Raw genomic sequence first — 20,243 nt, 5'->3', positions numbered from 1 at the left:
TAATTAATTAAATGAAAGATTTACAAAAAGTCATTAAATTTATTTTCCCCTATAAAAGATTAGTCATATTAAATATTATTTGTAATGTTTTTTATGCACTTTTCAGCACTCTTAGTTTTGTTGCCTTTATTCCTATGCTCGATATTTTATTTGAGAATAATAAAAGAGTATATGTAAAACCTACATATCAAGGATTAACAGAACTTAAAGACTATCTTGAAAATAGTTTAAATTATTTTATTACACATCAAATTGAGTCTAAAAGCAACGGTGAAATAGTAGTATTAGCTTATATCTGTATTGTTGTTGTATTCTTATTTTTCCTTAAAAACGTAGCTAATTATGCCTCTTTATATTATATGGCTATTATTAGAAATGGAGTTATTAGAGATATGAGAAATGAAGTGTACTTAAAAATACTTAACCTTCCTATTTCCTTTTTTACAGAAAAAAGAAAAGGTGATGTAATGTCAAGAATAACCAACGACGTTGGTGAAGTTCAATGGTCTTTTTTAAGTGTATTAGAAATGTTAGTTAAACAACCTTTAATTATCATTTTTACATTAGTGGCTATGTTTTCTATTAGTCCGAAACTAACATTGTTTATTTTTGTTTTTATTCCTATTTCCGGGCTTGTTATTGCTTATATAGGAAAAAAGCTACGCGCCTCATCTGATAAAGTACAAAGGGAAAACGGGCAATTTTTATCGCATTTAGAAGAAACATTAAGTGGATTAAAGATTATTAAAGGATTTGTTGCTGAGCCTATATTTAAAAGTCGCTTTTTTAATACTTCTGAACTTATTTTTAAGTTTTCTAATAAACTTATGTTTAGGCAAAATTTAGCTACTCCTCTAAGTGAGTTATTAGGAATAGCTGTAATTGCCGTTGTGCTATGGTACGGTGGAAAAATGGTTTTGGTAGACAAATCAATGAGCGGAGGTACTTTTATTGGGTTTATGGTACTAGCATATAATATTTTAACGCCTGCTAAAAACATATCCAATGCTATGTATAGTATTAAAAGAGCCAGTGCTTCTGTAAACAGGATTTCTGAAATTATGGAAACTGAAAACCTAATAGCTGATAAATCTGATGCTATTGATAAAGAAAGTTTTAACTCAGAAATTAAAATTGAAAATATTTCTTTTAAATATCAAGACGATCACGTTTTAGAAAATTTTTCTCTAAATATTCCTAAAGGAAAAACAGTTGCTTTGGTGGGACAGTCAGGAAGTGGAAAATCAACTTTAGCAAATTTAATTCCTCGCTTCTATGAAGTAAATCAAGGAAATATTTATGTTGATGGCATTAATATAAAAGATATTTCAAAACATTCCTTAAGAACTTTAATGGGTATTGTAACACAAGATGCCATCTTGTTTAATGATACAGTAAAAAATAATATTGCCTTGTCCAATCCAAATGCTACACTAGAAGAAATTCAAAAAGCTGCTGAAATAGCTAATGCTCATGAGTTTATTAAAGATTTACCTAAGCAATATGACACCAATATTGGTGATGGAGGTGGAAATTTATCTGGAGGGCAAAAACAACGCCTATCTATAGCTAGGGCTGTGTTAAAAAATCCCCCAATAATGATTTTAGACGAAGCTACTTCTGCTTTAGATACTGAATCTGAAAAGCTAGTACAAAATGCCTTAGAAAAAATGATGTTAAACAGAACCTCTATTGTTATTGCTCATCGATTATCTACCATTCAAAATGCAGATATTATTGTAGTTATGAAAAAAGGGAAAATCATTGAGCTAGGTAAACATGAAGAACTAATGCTAAAAAAGGGGGAATATTTTAAGTTGGTAACCATGCAATCATTTGAATAATTATGAGTTTTTTAAAAAAAGTTAAACGTTTAAAATTTTATTATTACGCCACTAATATTCTTGAATATATAGTTCCAAAATTTTTTTCTAGATTTTTCCTAAAAAAATGGTTGAAAAAAAAACCAACAGACCAAATTCTTTTTGATAAAAGATTAAATCACTATATCTCCCCTAGAGTTGATACTGAGAAGAAAATTGATTGGATTTTATTAAAAAAATTCAAATTCCCAAAGAAAGCCACACTCTATTTTTTTGATCTTTATAGGATTACCAAATACTTTGATTCGAACAAGCGAATCAAATATAAATTTGGAGATGTGACAGAAGTTTTTGAAGAGCCTACTATTGTTAAAAGTCGTCCAATAAACCATAATGGTAACTCTATTATTATGAAACTTGATTCTTTAAGGCACTTTAATTTTATTGAAGATTCATTAAGTTTCGAAGATAAAGATGATAGAATAGTTTGGCGTGGAGAAATTCATAAAGAAAATAGACGATTACTTGTAGAAAAGTTTCATAATCATGATTCTTGTAATATAGGAGAGGTAAGTAAAACAGGTTATTTTCCAAAACATTGGCAGAAGCTTTTTTTAACACCGAAAGAACAATTAAACTATAAGTTTATTATATCTATTGAAGGAATGGATGTAGCAACAAATTTAAAATGGATAATGAATTCTAATTCATTATGTTTTATGCCAAAACCTAAATACGAAACCTGGTTTATGGAAGGTTTATTGATTCCTAACCATCATTATGTATTATTAAAAGATGATTATTCTGATTTAATAGAGAAAAGAAACTTCTACTTAAAAAATATTAGTGAGGCTAAATTTATCATAAAAAATGCAAATGATTGGGTCAATCAATTTAAAGATTTAAAAAATGAAAAATTATTGTCTATTCATGTCTTAAATCAATACTTTAAACAAACTAGCCAAATTTAAATAGAAGGATGGCAATAACGAGTTTAACTCTTACCAAGAAAAACCAAGCCTCTGCACTTGAGTGGAGTGGGGTTAATCCTTTTTGAGACCAATAAACTTATTATTCCTAATGATACCGTATGTTTATATTGGAACTATTCATTAGCCATCTTTCATTTTACAGGTTGTAATCCTATTTTTTTTCCTCTTTCTAACATAAATTGAAAAGAAGCTTCGTACTCATTAGGTATTTTTCCGTCTAAAATAGCTTCTTTAATAGCTTCTTTTATTTGGCCTATTTCCCTACACGGCTTTAAGTTAAACGTTTCCATAATTTCTTTACCGGTAATTGGTGGTTGAAAATTACGTACTCTATCTCTTTCTTCTACTTCCTTAATTTTTTGACGTACAATTTCAAAGTTTTTATGATATTTTTTAAACTTCTTAGGGTTTTTAGTAGTAATATCAGCCTCGCAAAGGATCATTAAACTTTCCACATCTTCGCCTGCATCAAAAACCAACCTACGAACAGCAGAATCTGTAACATCAGTAGCTAAAACAATAGGTCTGGAACTTAATAATACCATTTTTTGAACAAACTTCATTTTATTATTTAAAGGCATTCGTAAGCGCTTAAATAATTTATATACCATTTTTGAGCCAACAAACTCATGTCCGTGAAATGTCCATCCCTGCTTAGGATTGTATTTTTTTGTTGGTGCCTTTCCTATATCATGTAATAAAGCCGCCCAACGTAACCAAACATCTGTGGTATTTACCGAAATGTTATCTACAACTTCTAAAGTATGATAAAAGTTATCTTTATGCTTTTGTCCTTCAACTTCCTCAACTCCTTTCAAAGCTATTAATTCAGGTAAAATTCTTTTTAACAACCCTGTTTTTTCTAATAGTAAAAAACCTATTGAAGGTACCGGAGATTCTAAAATTTTATGTAATTCAACAATGATTCTCTCTCTTGTTATAATATCAATACGTTCGGCATTTCTAGTAATTGCCTCTAAAGATTGCTCTTCTATTTCAAAATTTAATTGAGTAGCAAAACGTATGGCACGCATCATCCGTAAAGGATCATCAGAATAGGTGATATCCGGATTTAATGGTGTACGAATAATTTTACGTTCTAAATCAACAATACCCTCAAATGGGTCTAATAACAACCCAAAAGTCTCTGTATTTAAACTCAATGCTAATGCATTAATCGTAAAATCTCTTCTATTTTGATCGTCTTGCAGCGTTCCGCTTTCAACTTCCGGATTTCTACTATCTTCAGTATATGATTCTTTTCTAGCTCCAACAAACTCTATTTCAATATCATTAAATCGAAGCATGGCGGTACCATAGGTTTTAAAAACCTGTACTTTGGGCTTATTAGGTAATAAACTGGCTACTTTTTCAGCAAGTTCAATACCACTTCCTACGGCAACTACATCAATATCTTTGGCATTTCCTCTTTTTAATATATAATCTCTTACAAAGCCACCTATAACATAACATTCTAGGTTTAATTCTTCTGCAGCTTTGGTTATGTATTGAAAAATTTCGTTGTTTATGGCTTCTTTAAAATAGTGGTTCGGCATAGTTTTACTCTCTAATCACAATCACATCATCTCCTTCTATTTTTAAAATGGTAGATGATTTTTCTGCTACTTTATCTTGATGCAAATTTACCACATAATCTACATTATTTAAAATAGCTTTGCTTATTTCTGAAAAACACTTTGGCGTAGGCTCTCCACTTACATTAGCAGAGGTAGAAACTATTGGCTTTCCAAATTCTTTAATCAATTGTTTGCAAAAATCATCTTGAGGGATTCTAATTGCAATAGTATTGTCTTGCGCAATGGTATTTTTAGCTAAATTTTTAGGATTATTATAAATAATGGTAGTGGGTTTAGTCGCATTTTGAAGAATTTCCATAACCTTTTGAGGAATTTCTTCTACATACTGTTCTAACATAATTATTGAATCCACCAAAATTATTAAGCTTTTGGTTTCTTCTCTATTTTTTAATGTATATATTTTTTTTACTGCTGTTTCATCTGTAGCATCACAACCTAATCCCCAAACCGTATCTGTTGGGTATAGTATTGTATTACCATTATACAGAGTTTTTAATAAACTATTAATCATTTTTTTATCTGTTATATTCTAATTCTTCCTAAAGAAAAATACCTGATTTTTACTAACCTCTTTATTATTCTAAAAATTGATTTTATGTATATTAATTTGCCCTTTATTCCTTTTTTTTCTCTTTTTTTATTCTCAAAATACTCTTTTACATTATGTTTTGAATAATTATGTATATCAAATACCTTTATTAAACCTTTAGGTATTTTATTTCTAATTAACTTAAAATATTCTTCATGAATTCCACTGGTTCTTTGAAATAATGATTTTCCATTATCAATGAATCTGTATCTGTAAGCACAATAAGGTATATGTTTAAATTTCAAGTCATTAATCCCACATTTAATCCAAAAATCATAATCTTCAAAAGTTTTTAAACTTTCATCATATCCTCCTACCTTCTCCCACGCTTCTTTTTTAAAAAAAGAACAAGCTTGAATAATATTTTTATAAAATAATAAAGTCAGTTTATCATATTCGGGATATTTTTTAATTAAATCTTCATCTCCAAAATGGTGTAAGTCTCCATATAAAATATCAACTTGTTCATTTTTATTAAGATATTCTATAAATATCTTAAAATCTTCATTTAACACATCATCAGAATCTAAAGGAAAAATATATTTTCCTTTAGCCTCTTTTATACCTGTATTTCTTGCTGATCCTAGACCTCCATTTTCCTTATGTATTAATTGGTATTTTTTTTCTATGCTTTTTAAGTAGTTTAACGTTTCTACTTCTTTAGAACCGTCATTTACTATAATAATCTCGTGAGGAATTGAAGGTATATGATTTAGACTTTCTAGACATTCATCTAGAAAAATTTTGGAAGTATTATAAACCGGTATAATAATAGATAAAAACATAATATTTAATTATTGTTATTTCCTTAAATAAGTTAATTCTAATTTAATTTTAATTTTACAATATGATATTCTTTTATTATTTAATTTTACTATACATAAACGTATAACTTTTTGTAGTTAATTTCTAAGCTATTGATCTAAAACACACCCTGTGCGAAAGTAAGTATTTATTATGCATATACTTAAAAGCTAAAAATGTGATATTTATAAAGATTCTTTGCTCATATTAAACTTTTCAATTTCTTCTTTATAAAAAGCTATGGTATTATTTACCATAATTTCGTATGTAAATTTTTCTTTAACTGTAACTCTAGCATTATCAGATATGAGTTTTACATCTATTCTTTTATCCAAAACATTTATTATTTTGTAATAAAAATCATCATCATTTTCAGCTATAAAACCATTTCTGTTATTTTCTATAATTTCATAAGAAGGTTTAATATTACTTACAATTACAGGTTTAGATAAAGACATCGCCTCTAAAAATACAAAAGGAAAATTCTCTCCACGCGTTGGAAAAACAAACATACTTGCTTTAGATAATACTTTTTCTAGTTTATCATAATCTACAACTCCATAATACTTGGTTCTTTTCAACGCCTCGTTTGTTAAAACATGTTTTTTTAAATATTCCCAATATTCATCTCTTCTTCCAACTAAATGTAAAGTGGCTGATTTGTTTTCCTCACATATTTTATTAAATGTAGTACATAAAATTTCCACGCCTTTCTCTTTAGACAGTGTCCCAAAATAAAAGATAGAATCTTCAATAATTTTTTCTTTTTGCTCTTTAAATTTTCCAATATTAACACCATTATAAATAACTTTATAATCATCTCTATCAAAAAAAATATTGACCAATTCTCCAGAAAAATCTGACACTGTAATAAGGCTTTTTGAAGTATCTTTGAAACTCATTACTTCAATTTCATTAAGTATCTTATCGGTTGTCTTAGAAAAAGGATAATGAAAATAATCTGTTAACACTATATTGGTTCCGTGACATCTTACCACTATTGGTTTCTTTTTTCCTATTTTTAAAAAATACCCTCCATAATCTTGAGTTTCAATAATATCTATTTCTTTTCCTTTTATAAATTTTTTGAACTCTTTAGCTATATACTCTCTTTCTTTTATAAATAATCCAAAATATACATTATAAAATCTATCACTATTTTTTGTTAACGACCTTATTAATTCTTGTATTCTATTTGATTTAAAAAAGTTTTTTAGAACTCTAATTTTTACTCCATCATCTTCAAAATCAAAATTTTTCTTTCCTTGATATATAAATACGTATACATTATATCCTCTAGCTATAAACTCATGGGCTAATATTTTAAAAAAAGTTCCTATTCCTCCATATACAGGAGTATTTTCATGAGAATATTCTGTTGTTAAAAAAGCTATATTCATTATAATATATTTCTGATTTCTACTTAACTTATTAAGGTTCTTAACTACTTTTATCTTTACAAAAATAATATTATTTTACATTTAAAATAGAGTATAAGCCCCATATCAAAAAGAGTTAATTCTTTTAAAAACTTTTTAATATTTTGATTTATTTTCTCTTCTTCCTGCAAAAACTCACTTCTATTATGTTGTTTTATAACCCTCTTTTTAAGTCTATAAAATTTCCTTAGAATTTCTCTTTTTATTTTTTTTTGATTGTTATACTTATATTGACTATTAAGAATGTTATTAAATTGATCAAAGAAACTTTCATAATAGTCTTTTTCTTTCTGAATGGAGTTATTTACCTTTGATGTTATATTATCTGTTCGCTGTAGGTAATGTGCTAAAATTTTATTTGTTTTTACAATTTTTTTAGATTTAAAAAAAAGCTTGTAGGTTGTAAAAACATCTTCATAAAACAATCCTTCAGGATAACTTATTTCTTTAAAAAGCGCTGTTTTATACATTTTACCCCAAGCATAATTTTTAATTTTTCTATCTGTAATTAATTCAAAAATAGCTTCTGAAACACTGAAAACCTCTACTCTACCATTATTATTTCTAGATTTAATTTGATTTTTATTTCCTTTTTCTTCAAATACAATATCATATTCCACCACTGCAATATCAGCATCATATTTAATTAGAGAATTATACAAAATTTCAATATACTCTGCTTCTATCCAATCATCTGAATCAATAAATGTTATATATGGAAACTGTGCTGCTTTTATCCCTGTATTTCTCGCTCCTGAAAGCCCTTTATTTTCTTGAGTAATTATGGTTATTCTAGAATCTTCTTTTTCAATTTTTTTACATATTTCTAATGATGTATCAGTTGAGCCGTCATTTACTATGATAATCTCTATATCTTTAAAAGTTTGATTTACAATAGAATTAATACATCTTTCTACATATTTTTCAACATTATATACCGGTACTACTACACTTATCATATTTTATTGTTTATATAATAAAATTTTTCTCCTTTAAATAAATAAACTAGCTTTTCTAACAGTAATAACGGTAGTTTTTGTAGTTTTCTAGTTATACTATCTAAATAATAATTAAATCCTTTCTCTTTATTTTTCCATGAATACTCCCACCAGTGAATACAAATGGTTTCCTGTCTTACACAATCTTGGGTAAACTCTTCATTAATATAGTAAGGATAAAAATATTCTTTTTCTAAAACTAATACATCATTAATTTCCTGTGTTTTATATTCTGACAAACCATAATTCTTCAACACTTTTGTTAAAATAATTGGACTTCCCATTGCATTAAATTTTAAACGCTGTTTTATTTCAGTTTCTTTAATACAATCCAAGATAAATTTGCTCCCTTTTTTTGCCCCTATTATTCCAGCTCCAATAGGATTAGGGGAAGAATCCATATCTGTTTGAAAGCCTGTAAAGTTTTCTTTTTTATGCAAATCATCAAACCTTTTTAAAATTTCAATATCTGTATCTAAATAAACCCCTCCTTCTTTATATAAAGCATATAGTCTCATATAATCAGATACAAAGGCCCATTTCTTTTGTTTATACAGTAGCTTTAGAAAAGGTAATTTATCAAAAGGAGTGTTTTCTTCATTCCAAATTTTAATTGTATAATCAGGAAGTCTTTCTTTCCAAGATGTTATACATTTTTTGGTTAAATCATTAAACTCTCCATTTCCATACCAACAAAAATGAATTATTTTAGGAATCATTTATTATATAATATTGTATTTTTATCCGCGCAATTTACAACAAATATATACAATGGCTGTTAGTGGTTTGATTATTTCTTATAATGAAGAAAACAATATAAAAGACTGTATTACCTCCTTAAAAAAAGTATGTAATCAGATTATTGTGATAGATTCTTTTAGTACAGATGCTACTGTTGAAATAGCTAAAAAAATGGGGGCAACTGTACATTTGCAAATTTTTTTAGGTGATGGACCTCAAAGAGTTTATGGTTTACAATTTTGTGATAATGATTGGATTTTAAATTTAGATGCAGATGAACGTTTAGATAATGATAGTCTTGAATTTATTAAGAGTAAAGTTTACGAAAAATCTCCTTATGATGCTTATAATTTCAGATTTCGTCATTTTTTAGGTAAAGAAGAAATTAATCATTCTGGATGGTATCCTTCCTATACTTGTAGATTTTTTAACAAAAAAACAGCCTTTCCTGCAAAAACAAGAGTTCATCAAAGTATTCAAGCTACCAATATAACTAATACAAAATATCATATTGTTCATTATGGATGGAAAGATTTTCATCAAATCATAAACAAATATAATCTTTACACAACTTGGCAATCAGAAGAATATTTAGAGCAAAATAAAAAGATTAATTCATTTACACCTTTAATTCATGGCATTTGGTCCTTTGTTAGGTGTTATTTTTTTAAGAAGGGTATTTTTAATGGTATCGATGGAATGACTTTCTCTTTAATGCAAGCTTTTTTTTCCTATATAAAATATGCCAAGCTTATAAAACTTTATAAAAACAATCATTAGTTTTTCTTTGTATTCAACACTTCTAATTCTTTATATCTAAAATACACTCCTTTTGCATGTAAAAAGGATAAAATAAACCCTTTTTTGCCGTCTAAAAACCCTAATTTGATAATGTAATGTATAAAAAACCTTATTAGTGGTTTTATGAAAAAATGGTATACCGTAGGTTGTTTTCCTTTTGCATATAATTCTTGTGACTGCAAAATAGCATATTTTTTAAGTTTATTTTCATATTGAAAATACGACTTATAGGAAAAGTGGTTTATTCTTCCTTTTAAGTTTTCTACATTAGTTGGTAGTATGTCTATTTTCTCATGAACCTTACCTACATACTTACAGCTATTTTTTATTAAAAGTCTTATAACACTTCCGTTTCTGAATCCTGAATAAGAAATTTTTTTATTTTTAAAATAGAAAGTTCTATTTATTCTATAAGCACTGTATAAACTTTCATTTGAAATGGTTTTTTGAATCTCTACTCTTAATTCATTAGTAACCTGTTCATCAGCATCTAAAAATAAAATCCATTTATTTGTAGCATACTGAAGGGCATAATTCTTTTGTGATGAAAAATTATCAAAATTACGTTGTAATAATCTCACATCATATTCTTTTACAATAGCAACAGTAGCATCTGTACTAAAAGAATCAATCACTATAATTTCATCTGCAAAAAAAACAGAATCCAACGCTCTTCGAATGTTAGATTCTTCATTAAATGTTGGTATTATTACTGATAATTGGGTCAATTACTTAATTTTTGCCAAATATATCATTTTAAAAATTTAGTTGTTCAAAATATAATCACTTAATATTTTACACAGCTACATCGTACTCGCGTAATGCATCATTTAATGATGTTTTCTTATTGGTACTTTCTTTACGTTTTCCAATAATTAAAGCACAAGGTACATTATACTCTCCTGCAGCAAATTTTTTGGTATAACTTCCCGGAATCACCACAGAACGCGCAGGTACTACACCTTTCATTTCTATCGGAGTATCTCCCGTTACATCAATAATTTTAGTAGAAGCAGTTAAAACTACATTAGCTCCTAAAACAGCTTCTCTTTCAACCCTAACTCCTTCAACAACAATACATCTTGAACCTATAAAAGCATTATCTTCTATAATTACAGGAGCTGCCTGTAAAGGTTCTAAAACTCCTCCGATTCCTACACCTCCTGATAAGTGTACGTTTTTACCTATCTGTGCACATGAACCTACAGTAGCCCAAGTATCAACCATAGTTCCTTCATCTACATAAGCTCCAATATTTACATAACTAGGCATTAAAATAGTTCCTGACGAGATATAAGCTCCGTGACGTGCCACAGCATTAGGAACAACTCTTATTCCTTTAGCTTCATAATTTCTTTTTAACGGAATTTTATCATGATATTCAAAAATTCCAGCTTCTAAAGTCTCCATTTTCTGAATAGGAAAATATAGCACTACCGCTTTTTTTACCCATTCATTTACTTGCCATCCGTTTTCAATAGGTTGTGCAACTCTTAACGCTCCTGAATCTAATAAATCAACTACTTTTCTTATGGCTGCAACCGTGCTTTCTTCTTTTAAAAGTTCACGATTGTCCCATGCTTTTTCTATAATAGATTGTAATTCTGTCATCTTTAAAACTAATTTGCCACAAATATAATTTGTGTTACTGAATTAGGCACGAAGATACATTTTTTAAACAGAAAATAGGCTCTTGTTAAAAATCATTACTTTTGCAAAAAATAAGTTATATGGGCAGAATTTTAGCCATTGATTTTGGAAAAAAAAGGACAGGAATTGCCGTAACAGATGAGTTACAAATCATCGCTTCCGGGTTAACTACTGTAACTACAGATAATTTAATTGATTTTTTAAAAGAATACATTTCCAAGGAAAATGTTGAATTATTTATCATAGGAAAACCTAAGCAGTTAAATAATGAGGACAGCGAAAGTGAAGCACTTATTCTTCCTTTTTTAGAAAAATTGACTAAAGAAATTCCTTCAATTCCTTTTCAACGTGTTGATGAACGATTTACTTCTAAAATGGCTTTTCAAACCATGATTGATAGCGGGTTGACAAAAAAACAGCGGCAAAATAAGAGTTTAATAGATGAAATTAGTGCCACAATTATACTTCAATCTTATTTATATAGTAAATAGTTGTATTCAAAACACCTTTCTTTGTATTTTTGCCGACACTTAAAAATAAAATAAATGATTTTACCCATTGTAGCATACGGAGATCCTGTATTACGTAAAATAGGAAAAGAAATTGATGCTGACTATCCTGATTTAAGTAAATTAATTGCTGACATGAAGGAAACAATGTATAATGCTCAAGGTGTAGGAATTGCTGCTCCTCAAATTGGTAGAGACATACGTTTATTTATAATTGATGCAACACCTTTTGCTGAAGACGAAGATGTTAGTGAAGAAGAAAGAAAAGTTTTAGAAGGGTTTGACAAAGTTTTTATCAATGCTAAAATTCTTAACCAAGAAGGTGAAGAATGGGCTTTTAATGAAGGGTGCCTGAGCATTCCTGATATTAGAGAGGATGTTTTTAGACAAAAAACGATTACAATAGAGTATCAGGATGAAAATTTTAAAAAATATTCTGAAACATTAACCGGTTTAGCCGCAAGAATATTTCAACATGAATACGATCATATTGAAGGAGTGTTATTTACTGATAAATTATCTTCTTTAAAAAAGAGATTAATAAAGAAAAAATTAGAAAGCATTTCTAAAGGGAAAATAGATCCCGGTTATAGAATGCGTTTCCCTAATGCAAAAAAATAATATAGTAACAAGACGTTTAAATATTTTAAAAATATATGGAATTTAGTAAAATTATAGCTGTAACAGGAAAGCCTGGTTTATTTGAAATTTTATCACAAACTAAAACAGGAGTCATTGTAAAATCAATTGTAGATGGTAAGCGTTTTCCTATCACGGCAACACATAACGTAAGTTTATTAGAAAACATTGCTATTTATACCTATGAAGAAGAAGTTCCTTTAGCAAAAGTTATTAAAAATATTGCCGATAAAGAAAATAACGGAGAGTCTATTTCTCATAAAGAAAAAGACAGTACATTAATTTCTTATTTTGGAGAAGTTCTTCCTAATTTTGATGAAGAGCGTGTATATGCCTCAAATATTAAAAAAGTAATTCAATGGTATAATTCTTTAGTTAAAGCTGGTTTTGATTTTAGTACTTTAAATGAAAAACAAGCTGTTTCATCTGAAGAAGAAGAATAAAATAGTATGAATACTCGTAAGCAACAATTAGAAGCTTTTAATCGTTTGTTAGATATTATGGATGAACTTCGTGAGAAGTGTCCTTGGGATAAAAAACAAACACTCCAAAGCCTTCGACATTTAACTATAGAAGAAACTTACGAGTTAGCAGATGCTATTTTAGATAACGATTTATCAGAAATAAAAAAAGAATTAGGCGATGTGCTTTTGCACATCGTTTTTTATGCTAAAATAGGTAGTGAAAAACAAGCCTTTGATATAGCTGATGTAACCAATAGTATTTGTGATAAACTTATTGAAAGGCACCCGCATATATACGGTGATGTTGAGGTTGCTAATGAAGAAGAAGTTAAACAAAATTGGGAAAAGCTAAAACTAAAAGAAGGTAAGAAATCAGTATTAGAAGGAGTGCCAAAAAGTTTGCCTGCTTTGGTAAAAGCTAGTAGAATACAAGAAAAAGTAGCCGGAGTTGGTTTTGATTGGGAAGAGCCCCACCAAGTATGGGAAAAAGTTCAGGAAGAGCTAGAAGAATTAAACACAGAAATCCAAAATAACAGTCAGGAAAAAATTGAAAAAGAATTTGGTGACGTGTTGTTCTCTATGATTAATTATGCTCGTTTTATTGGTGTTAACCCTGAAAATGCTCTGGAAAAAACAAACAAAAAGTTTATTAATAGATTTCAATTTTTAGAAAAAGAAGCTTCTAAAATAGGCAAACAGCTTTCGGAAATGACACTTGCTGAAATGGATGTTTTTTGGGAAGCATCAAAAAAATTCTATAAATAAAAGGCTATTTTTACAATTAAAAACAGCCTTCCTTATTTACTCTTCTTATTTTAATTTACAAGCTTTTTAAATACATGATAACCGCTTTTCTAATGTCAAAAGCAACTTCATCCTTTGTAGGTTCGTTTATTTGTAAAACTTCCGGATTTTTATCTGATAAGAAGGGAATATCAAACCCTTTTAATAAATAATCAGAAAAAGCTACGGTATACTCTTTTTCTAATTCAATTTTTTTGTTCTTTATCAACCACTCTTCTCCTATTTTTTCTGCATTATAGCGTTGTAAATAAGCTCCGGTTCCTGCTGCTTCTTGGCCAAAAGCTAACACTTTTTTAAGTAAACTCCCCTTTATCTTAACATTTAAAACAGCTCCTCCATAAGGTAAAACTCTAAAAATATCAACCGCATTAATTTCTCCTTCCAACTGATCATCTATTCTGATTGAACCACCGTTTACCAAAGCACAGTCAACCTTATCATTATAAGCATAACTCATAGCCTTGGTAATTACTTCTCCCATATTAGTTTGAATGCTTCTCACCGGAGTATCTCTGGCATCTAAAGGAATAGTAGCTGTATAAATTATTTCTGTAGGATTATTAATTACCTCTTTAATTTTTGTGTTTAAAATATCTTGCCATTTAATAACAATAGTTTCAATATTCTTATCTGCAATAATTGTTTTATTAATTTCTTTTAGCTCCGATTTTAGGACAACTTTTTTTGTTTTTGCATCATATTCAAATCTATGAATATAAATTGTTTTAGCATTTGCATCTGCTTTAGCAATAGTAACCTTTCCTATGTGTTCATATTTATGAGTATGCTCATGTCCTCCCATAATCAAAGGTATATCCGGCAACAATTCTGCTATATGCCTATCTTGCTCTACTTTTACATGTGTTAAGCCTAACACTATGTCTACCTTTGGTTTTATCTCATTATATGCTCTTTTTATTTCTTTAAACACATCTCCATAAAACACATAATCTCTAGGGTTTGAAGGAATACATACACTTATGAAACCTACTTTCACCTTTTTACCATCAGGAAAAATAAATTCTTTAATATAAGAATCTTTTAAAGGCTCTTTATTTCCATTTACATCTTTATAAAAATAACTTTTTTGTCCTGATTTATTATGAAGCACGTTGGCTGAAATCCAATCAAATGTACTTTCATTTATTCTTTTTTGTAAGTCTACATAGCTTAAATCAAACTCGTGATTACCAAAAGCAACAACATCAAAATTCATGGCATTCATAACCTCTACCATTTGTTTACCACGAACTCTTTCTCCATTTACTTTAATGGTTCCTAATAAAGACGGATTTAAAAAATCTCCAGCTAAAACTAAAAGGGTATTTTTATTTTCCTGTAGTAGTTGTTTATGAACGGTTTCAACTCTCGCCAAGCCTCCGTATTTTCCATTTTGAATCGGAGCTATTTCATAAACGTCATTCAATTGAATAATATTGAATGTATATTTTTTATCAGATAAAGAATCAGATACTACCTTATGTTGTGTAGTACAACTTAGTAAAAGGTGAAATAAAAATAGAAATAATAAAAACTTTATTGATCTCATTAAAATAGGTTAAAAATGAAATCAAATTTACTAATTCTAATGTAGATAATAGCGCGTATTGTATCTAATTAACTTTCTATACTCTACTAATTCCGGAAATTCATAGAAAAAGTTTATTTTCTTTTGCGCTATTGTTTTTGGGTTTTTTATTTTCTTCTTTAAAACGAAGTAAGTCCAGCTTTCAACAATGTCTTCTTCCGGGCTTTCAGCAGCATAATCTGTTACAAAATCAGCAAAGTTTTCTTTATACAATCCAAATAACTTTTCTACACAACTCTCTTCCGTAAAACAATGTCTTTCTTTAATAACATCCCATTTTTCAAGAAGCTTACCTTTCCAAAACAGCGATACAAATTTATTTAAATAGCTATTTTTATATGCTTCTCCTTCAAGTGTTAAATAAGGTTCTCCTTCTTCCTGGCTTATCTTATTGGTAGGTCTAATTTGGGTATTATTCAAGGTTAGTAAGTGTCCAAATTCATGAACAAGGGTATACACAGATTCTTTTAGCCTTCTTCTGTCTTTAGACCTGAAGTTAACATCTAACGTATCTATAACCAATTGCCATTGATCATTTCTCGTGCTAAGCGCCGCTAAAGCTCCTGTTTTTTCGTCTAGTCCATCAGAAATCAGAACTATTTTTTTGATGTATTTTTTGGTAATAGTTTTAGGAAAAATATCATAAAAGGTCTTCCAATGAAGCTCTGCTAAGTCATCATTTTTGGAATGGTTTCTAATAAATTTTCCGTTTTTAATATTCCATACCCCTATTTTCTCATCATCCGAAGAATAATGGAAAATTGAAAATGTAATAAAAAAAGTAACTACTATTAACTTCATATCTTTAAAATACTTCTAATGCTTTATTATAAGCACTTTCAAAACTCATTGGTTTAATATTAGTTTCGACTTTTATTGAGGTAAAATATGACAACAACTTTTCAGTTGGCATATTACCTGTTAAATCATCTTTTGCCATTGGGCAACCACCATAACCTTTTATAGCCCCATCAAAGCGTTTACATCCTGCTCTGTAAGCACTATCAACTTTTTCAAACCAAGTATCGGGTGTTGTATGCAAATGCGCTCCAAATTCAATGTTTGGATACTTGGGGATTAAATTAGAAAATAAGTACTTTATTACTTCAGGAGTAGAACTACCTATTGTGTCAGATAAAGATAATATTTTTACTCCTAAATCACAAAGTTTTTCTGTCCATTCTCCAACTATGTCAACATTCCAAGGATCTCCATACGGATTCCCAAATCCCATAGACAAATAAGCTACCACTTCTTTATTGGTTCTGTTAGCTATAGATAACACTTCTTTTAATGTATCAATAGACTGATCAATTGTTTTATGTGTGTTTCTCATCTGAAAATTTTCAGATATCGAAAACGGGTAACCTAAATAATCTATTTCTTCAAAATTTGATGCATCGTTTGCCCCCCTAACATTGGCTACAATGGCTAATAATTTACTTTTGGTGCTTGATAAATCTAATTTAGACAATACTTCAGCGGTATCACGCATTTGAGGTATTGCTTTAGGTGAAACAAAGCTACCAAAGTCTATGGTGTCAAACCCTACTTTTAGTAATGAATTTATATATTTTACTTTAGAATCTGTCGAAATAAAATGGCTCTTAATGCCTTGCATAGCATCTCGAGGGCATTCAATAATTTTAACGCTATCACTCATCGTTCAAATATACATATTTTCATTTACTCTTTAATTTATTTTAAAGTTAACCAATATTCAATAATTAATTTTTAATAAAAGGTAGATCTTTCTGTATATTATCTACTTTTACTTCTGTTAGACCCTTTTTTTATAAAAAGTGTCACATTTAAAAAAACAAATTGTCGTTAGTGTAGAAAATATTTTTTGGAAGAGCAAAATTTACATATCAATCAACTAATCGAACGCTGTAAAAAAAACGATACTAATGCTCAAATGCTTTTATATGAAAAGTATTACAAAGCTATGTATAACAGTGCGTACCGAATACTAAAAGACAAGTTTGAGGCAGAAGATTTAATGCAAGAGGCCTTTCTTTCTGCCTTTACAAAACTTCACACATTTAAAGGAGAAGTTACTTTTGGTGCTTGGTTAAAAAAAATAGTTGTAAATAAGAGTTTAACTCAGTTGAAAAAAAATAACAAATATGATATTGTAAAAATGGATGTAATTCCAAATTATGAGGTTGAAGATACAGCCATTGATTATAGCAATTTAAACGTTGCTGATGTTTTACACACCATACAAAGTTTAAAAGAAAATTATCGTATAGCACTTACATTAAATCTCATTGAAGGGTATGATTATGAAGAAATAGCTCAAATACTTAAGTATTCTAACGAAAATGTTAGAACCACAATTTCAAGAGCTAAAAAGAAATTAAAGCAAGAATTACTTGCTAATAACATTAAAAGAAATATTTATGGCAAATGATTTAGAATCTTTTTTCAAGACTAATGACTTTGATATTCATGAGCCACATTCAGGTCATTTAGAACGTTTTAAAAGAAAATTAAACCTTCCTAAAAAGAAATCTCCTTTTCCGTGGCAGTGGTTAAGCATCGCTGCTTCAGTAATTCTAGTATTAGGTTTCTATTTAGGTCAAATGCAAAGAACTAACATCAGTTTAACTGAAATAGCTCCTAATATGGCTGAAACTGAAAGTTTTTTTATGACAACAATTAAACAGGAGCTTAAAGAAATTGAAAAACATAGAAATATTGAAACTGAAACTTTAATTGAAGATGCTCTTGATGAAATTGAAGAACTTGAAGAGCAATACCAAACCTTTATTAAAGAATTATCAAAAAACAATAATAAAAAACTAATGATTCAAAACTTGATTAATAATTATCAACAACGACTCACAGTTTTAGAAAATTTACTCACCAAATTAGAATATCAAAGGAATCCAACAAAATTTGAACTAAAATACGATGAAATTATATAAGACGCTTACAACAATACTAATAGTTTTAACTTCAACAATCATGTTTGCCAACACGGGAAATGGCCCTAAAAAACATGAAAAAAATAAAATAATCAAAAAGCAATTTTCGGTTACTAAAAATGCTACCCTATACTTGAATAATAAATATGGAAATATTAATGTAACTACTTGGGATGAAAATCGCGTAGAAATTGATGTGAAAATTATTGTAAAAGGGAATAATTTAAGTGATGTTAATGACAAATTAGACGCTATTACGGTAGATTTTCAAGCCACAAATGATTTAGTTGAAGCCAGAACGATAATTCGTGAAACTAAGTCTAGCTGGTCTTGGTGGAAAAATAACAACACCTCTTTTAAAATTAATTATTTTGTTAAGATGCCTATTACTAACAATGCCGATTTTAATAATAAATACGGAAATATTGAAATTGATGTCTTAAAAGGTAAATCAAATATTAATTGTGATTACGGAAATATTGATATTGATAAACTATTAAATATTGAAAATAGTATTGATATTAATTACTGTGGTTCTTCAGAAATTAATTTTATAGAGTCAGGAAACATTTCTGCTGATTACTCTACTTTAAAAATTGAAAATTCTGAAAAGCTAAAAATAAATGCCGACTACTCTACTGTTAAAGCAAATAAAATCAATACACTTCACTTTAATAGTGATTATGGAAGTATTATTGTTAATGAAGGGGTTGATGTATATGGAAATTCTGATTATGCTGGAGTTAAAATAGGAACCATTCATAAAAATTTAGAAATTGATACCGATTACGGAGGTGTTAAGGTAGAAAACATAGCAAACGGTTTTGAAAAAATTTCTATTAAAGGAAGTTATGCCGGTATTAAACTAGGTACTAAGGCTTCTAATAGCTTTAAGTTTACTGTAAGTTTAGAATACGCCAGTTTCAATCATCCGGATGAAAAAATAGAATTCTTTAAAAGCATAAAAAAGTCATCTAAAAAATATTATGAAGGGATATTTGGAAGCTCTCATACAAATTCTGTTATAGATATAAAATCTAGTTACGGAGGAGTTTCATTAAACATAAACGATTAACTAAACAACAATAATAAAGATGTATAAAATGAAAAAATTAACTGCAATTCTATTTTTAGCTCTAAGCTATACAGTAACAACACAATCTCAAAGTTGGTGGAGTTCAAAAAAAGTTACCGGAAATGGTACTATGACAACAGAAACAAGAAATGTACAACGTTTTGATAAAGTAAGTGTTGGAGGTTCTTTTGATGTTGTACTAACTGATGGTAACGAAGGAAAAATAACTATTGAAGGAGAAGAAAATATCATTCCTTATGTAGAAACTGAAGTTCATAACGGAAAATTAAAAATTAATTTTAAAAATAACACGAATATAAGAACTACTAGAAAATTACTTGTAACGGTGGCTTTTAACGAATTAGAATCTGTTTCTTTAGGAGGCTCAGGCAATGTTAAGGTTACTAAAGAAATTAGCAATAGTGATGTTTCTTTCAGTGTTGGAGGTTCCGGAAATATTTCGGCTCTTGTAGGTGCAAACAATGTAAAAGCATCTATTGGAGGTTCCGGAAATATTAAACTAGAAGGAAAAACAAATGATTTTAAATGTTCTATCGGAGGATCAGGAAATGTTAAAGCTTATGAATTAAAAGCTAATAATTTAAAAGCAAGTATTGCCGGATCAGGAAGTATACAAACTCACGTTACTTCTAATATTAAGGCTAGCATTGTAGGTTCGGGTAGCATTTATTATAAAGGAAAACCAAATAGTATAGATACTACATCTTTAGGTTCTGGAGATGTGGTTAATAAAAACTAGTCACCTAGTAGTATTTACTATAAAAAGCCTGTTAAC

At 28.7% G+C, this 20,243-nt stretch carries 22 protein-coding genes; 11 read left to right on the top strand and 11 right to left on the bottom strand.

What is annotated here, in order from left to right; translation table 11 throughout:
* Nucleotides 1-11: 11 nt before the first annotated feature.
* Nucleotides 12-1,844, top strand: coding sequence for an ABC transporter ATP-binding protein (locus ACQY1Q_RS00360; RefSeq protein WP_431003289.1), 1,833 nt, complete (start codon nucleotides 12-14; stop codon nucleotides 1,842-1,844).
* A gap of 2 nt (nucleotides 1,845-1,846) precedes the next feature.
* Nucleotides 1,847-2,794 carry a glycosyl transferase family 90 gene (locus ACQY1Q_RS00355; protein WP_431003288.1) on the top strand — a complete coding sequence of 316 codons (948 nt, stop codon included), beginning with the start codon at nucleotides 1,847-1,849 and terminating at the stop codon, nucleotides 2,792-2,794.
* 152 nt (nucleotides 2,795-2,946) lie between these two features.
* On the opposite strand, the gene ACQY1Q_RS00350 is transcribed toward ACQY1Q_RS00355, so the two are convergent.
* The 6 genes from ACQY1Q_RS00350 to ACQY1Q_RS00325 form a co-directional block, all read right to left on the bottom strand.
* Nucleotides 2,947-4,371 carry a CCA tRNA nucleotidyltransferase gene (locus ACQY1Q_RS00350; protein ID WP_431003287.1) on the bottom strand — a complete coding sequence of 475 codons (1,425 nt, stop codon included), beginning with the start codon at nucleotides 4,369-4,371 and terminating at the stop codon, nucleotides 2,947-2,949.
* 4 nt (nucleotides 4,372-4,375) lie between these two features.
* The gene (locus ACQY1Q_RS00345) at nucleotides 4,376-4,924 is read right to left on the bottom strand and encodes an L-threonylcarbamoyladenylate synthase (protein ID WP_431003286.1); all 549 of its coding nucleotides are present in this window, start codon (nucleotides 4,922-4,924) and stop codon (nucleotides 4,376-4,378) included.
* A gap of 11 nt (nucleotides 4,925-4,935) precedes the next feature.
* Complete coding sequence (locus ACQY1Q_RS00340; protein WP_431003285.1) at nucleotides 4,936-5,787, bottom strand: glycosyltransferase family 2 protein; 852 nt, start codon at nucleotides 5,785-5,787, stop codon at nucleotides 4,936-4,938.
* Nucleotides 5,788-5,991: 204 nt separating this feature from the next.
* Entirely contained in the window at nucleotides 5,992-7,206 is a 1,215-nt protein-coding gene (locus ACQY1Q_RS00335) for a glycosyltransferase family 4 protein (RefSeq protein WP_431003284.1), read from the bottom strand.
* Between the two features lie 56 nt (nucleotides 7,207-7,262).
* Complete coding sequence (locus ACQY1Q_RS00330) at nucleotides 7,263-8,204, bottom strand: glycosyltransferase family 2 protein (protein WP_431003283.1); 942 nt, start codon at nucleotides 8,202-8,204, stop codon at nucleotides 7,263-7,265.
* Nucleotides 8,201-8,962 (bottom strand): glycosyltransferase family 32 protein, encoded by a 762-nt coding sequence (locus ACQY1Q_RS00325; RefSeq protein ID WP_431003282.1) that lies wholly within the window; start codon nucleotides 8,960-8,962, stop codon nucleotides 8,201-8,203. The genes ACQY1Q_RS00330 and ACQY1Q_RS00325 overlap by 4 nt, the downstream gene beginning before the upstream one ends.
* A 52-nt stretch (nucleotides 8,963-9,014) precedes the next feature.
* Between ACQY1Q_RS00325 and ACQY1Q_RS00320 the strand changes: the two genes are divergently transcribed.
* Nucleotides 9,015-9,764 (top strand): glycosyltransferase family 2 protein, encoded by a 750-nt coding sequence (locus ACQY1Q_RS00320; RefSeq protein WP_431003281.1) that lies wholly within the window; start codon nucleotides 9,015-9,017, stop codon nucleotides 9,762-9,764.
* Here the strand turns inward: ACQY1Q_RS00320 and ACQY1Q_RS00315 are convergent.
* Nucleotides 9,761-10,513 (bottom strand): glycosyltransferase family 2 protein, encoded by a 753-nt coding sequence (locus ACQY1Q_RS00315; protein WP_431003280.1) that lies wholly within the window; start codon nucleotides 10,511-10,513, stop codon nucleotides 9,761-9,763. The genes ACQY1Q_RS00320 and ACQY1Q_RS00315 overlap by 4 nt on opposite strands.
* Nucleotides 10,514-10,580: 67 nt before the next feature.
* On the bottom strand, nucleotides 10,581-11,396 hold the full coding sequence (locus tag ACQY1Q_RS00310; RefSeq protein WP_431003279.1) for a 2,3,4,5-tetrahydropyridine-2,6-dicarboxylate N-succinyltransferase: 816 nt from the start codon (nucleotides 11,394-11,396) through the stop codon (nucleotides 10,581-10,583).
* A gap of 119 nt (nucleotides 11,397-11,515) precedes the next feature.
* Between ACQY1Q_RS00310 and ruvX the strand changes: the two genes are divergently transcribed.
* Genes ruvX through mazG form a run of 4 tightly spaced genes read left to right on the top strand, consistent with a single transcriptional unit; the run spans nucleotide 11,516 to nucleotide 13,812 of the window.
* The gene (ruvX, locus tag ACQY1Q_RS00305) at nucleotides 11,516-11,926 is read left to right on the top strand and encodes a Holliday junction resolvase RuvX (protein ID WP_431003278.1); all 411 of its coding nucleotides are present in this window, start codon (nucleotides 11,516-11,518) and stop codon (nucleotides 11,924-11,926) included.
* 54 nt (nucleotides 11,927-11,980) lie between these two features.
* Nucleotides 11,981-12,565 carry a peptide deformylase gene (gene def / locus ACQY1Q_RS00300; protein WP_431003277.1) on the top strand — a complete coding sequence of 195 codons (585 nt, stop codon included), beginning with the start codon at nucleotides 11,981-11,983 and terminating at the stop codon, nucleotides 12,563-12,565.
* A 35-nt stretch (nucleotides 12,566-12,600) separates the two neighbouring features.
* Complete coding sequence (locus ACQY1Q_RS00295) at nucleotides 12,601-13,026, top strand: DUF5606 family protein (protein ID WP_431003276.1); 426 nt, start codon at nucleotides 12,601-12,603, stop codon at nucleotides 13,024-13,026.
* A gap of 6 nt (nucleotides 13,027-13,032) precedes the next feature.
* Nucleotides 13,033-13,812 (top strand): nucleoside triphosphate pyrophosphohydrolase, encoded by a 780-nt coding sequence (mazG, locus tag ACQY1Q_RS00290; protein ID WP_431003275.1) that lies wholly within the window; start codon nucleotides 13,033-13,035, stop codon nucleotides 13,810-13,812.
* A 55-nt stretch (nucleotides 13,813-13,867) separates the two neighbouring features.
* On the opposite strand, the gene ACQY1Q_RS00285 is transcribed toward mazG, so the two are convergent.
* Genes ACQY1Q_RS00285 through ACQY1Q_RS00275 form a run of 3 tightly spaced genes read right to left on the bottom strand, consistent with a single transcriptional unit; the run spans nucleotide 13,868 to nucleotide 17,102 of the window.
* Nucleotides 13,868-15,400 carry a bifunctional metallophosphatase/5'-nucleotidase gene (locus tag ACQY1Q_RS00285; protein WP_431003274.1) on the bottom strand — a complete coding sequence of 511 codons (1,533 nt, stop codon included), beginning with the start codon at nucleotides 15,398-15,400 and terminating at the stop codon, nucleotides 13,868-13,870.
* Nucleotides 15,401-15,436: 36 nt separating this feature from the next.
* Nucleotides 15,437-16,240, bottom strand: a complete 804-nt coding sequence (locus ACQY1Q_RS00280) for a hypothetical protein (protein ID WP_431003273.1) — start codon at nucleotides 16,238-16,240, stop codon at nucleotides 15,437-15,439.
* A gap of 4 nt (nucleotides 16,241-16,244) precedes the next feature.
* Entirely contained in the window at nucleotides 16,245-17,102 is an 858-nt protein-coding gene (locus tag ACQY1Q_RS00275; protein ID WP_431003272.1) for a hydroxymethylglutaryl-CoA lyase, read from the bottom strand.
* A gap of 186 nt (nucleotides 17,103-17,288) precedes the next feature.
* Between ACQY1Q_RS00275 and ACQY1Q_RS00270 the strand changes: the two genes are divergently transcribed.
* Genes ACQY1Q_RS00270 through ACQY1Q_RS00255 form a run of 4 tightly spaced genes read left to right on the top strand, consistent with a single transcriptional unit; the run spans nucleotide 17,289 to nucleotide 20,207 of the window.
* A complete protein-coding gene (locus ACQY1Q_RS00270; RefSeq protein WP_431003271.1) occupies nucleotides 17,289-17,855 on the top strand; it encodes an RNA polymerase sigma factor in 567 nt (188 codons plus the stop codon).
* On the top strand, nucleotides 17,845-18,372 hold the full coding sequence (locus ACQY1Q_RS00265; RefSeq protein WP_431003270.1) for a hypothetical protein: 528 nt from the start codon (nucleotides 17,845-17,847) through the stop codon (nucleotides 18,370-18,372). The genes ACQY1Q_RS00270 and ACQY1Q_RS00265 overlap by 11 nt, the downstream gene beginning before the upstream one ends.
* Entirely contained in the window at nucleotides 18,359-19,447 is a 1,089-nt protein-coding gene (locus ACQY1Q_RS00260) for a hypothetical protein (protein WP_431003269.1), read from the top strand. Before ACQY1Q_RS00265 ends, ACQY1Q_RS00260 begins: the two co-directional genes overlap by 14 nt.
* Nucleotides 19,448-19,475: 28 nt before the next feature.
* Nucleotides 19,476-20,207, top strand: coding sequence for a head GIN domain-containing protein (locus ACQY1Q_RS00255; RefSeq protein ID WP_431003268.1), 732 nt, complete (start codon nucleotides 19,476-19,478; stop codon nucleotides 20,205-20,207).
* Nucleotides 20,208-20,243 lie beyond the last annotated feature (36 nt).

The sequence above is a fragment of the Tenacibaculum sp. TC6 genome (genome assembly GCF_050606265.1).
In the GTDB taxonomy this organism is placed as follows: Bacteria; Bacteroidota; Bacteroidia; order Flavobacteriales; family Flavobacteriaceae; genus Polaribacter.
The sequence above is the reverse complement of the archived record's forward strand: the minus strand, read 5'-3'. Positions and strand labels throughout refer to the sequence as shown.